Source organism: Massilia mucilaginosa, assembly GCF_011682145.1.
In the GTDB taxonomy this organism is placed as follows: Bacteria; Pseudomonadota; Gammaproteobacteria; order Burkholderiales; family Burkholderiaceae_D; genus Telluria_A; species Telluria_A mucilaginosa.
This window is the reverse complement of record NZ_WHJH01000183.1, coordinates 1-630: the sequence shown is the minus strand read 5'-3', so window position 1 is coordinate 630 and position 630 is coordinate 1. Positions and strand designations below refer to the sequence as shown.

At 57.1% G+C, this 630-nt stretch carries 1 protein-coding gene; it reads right to left on the bottom strand.

All coding sequences use genetic code 11. From position 1 onward, the window contains the following. Positions 1 to 565: transposase (locus tag F2P45_RS34400; RefSeq protein ID WP_229505447.1), on the bottom strand; the 565-nt coding region annotated here is incomplete at its 3' end. Positions 566 to 630: the final 65 nt, after the last annotated feature.

Here is a 630-nt window from a genome sequence, read left to right as displayed (position 1 = left end):
GGCCGTCGAAAATCATCAGCGGCAAGTAGCAGGTCGAACCATAGTGGTGGTTGTAGAACGCCAGCGGCTGCTGGCCGTAGCATGCATCCTCGGAGTGATCCAGATCGAGAATCAAGCTCTTTGGCGGACCGGCGAAGCCGGCAATGAACTGTTCGACCAGAGCCTCGCTGACGCGATAAATATCCTGGCCACTTGCTGCGTGTTCAAAACGCGAGACCGTCGCTCCCGATGCCAGCGCGCCGACGGCATCAAACGGCAAACGGGCCGCGCCAAGTTTGAACATGGGGTCGTGGCGCAGGCGATTCGCGTCGTTGCCGTCCTCGTAGCCACAGCCGATTTGATAGATGCGCTGCGTCAGAAGATCGTGATACGAATGGCTAACGTAACTCTGATGGCGCCGGTCGGGCAACGCTGCGGCCAAGCGTTTGGTCAGACCGATCTGAAGGTCAACGCCGCGCAGCAGAACCGGACCGAGATCAGACGACAAACCGCCACCGGCGAAATCGGCGCTGACGCTGTGGGCTGGAATCGATGCAAAACGTAGCTGCTCTGAGGTAGAATTCATGCCGGGCAAGGTGCGTTCGTGTTGAAATTGTGTTTTAGGGATAACTCACATTTTATCAATCACTT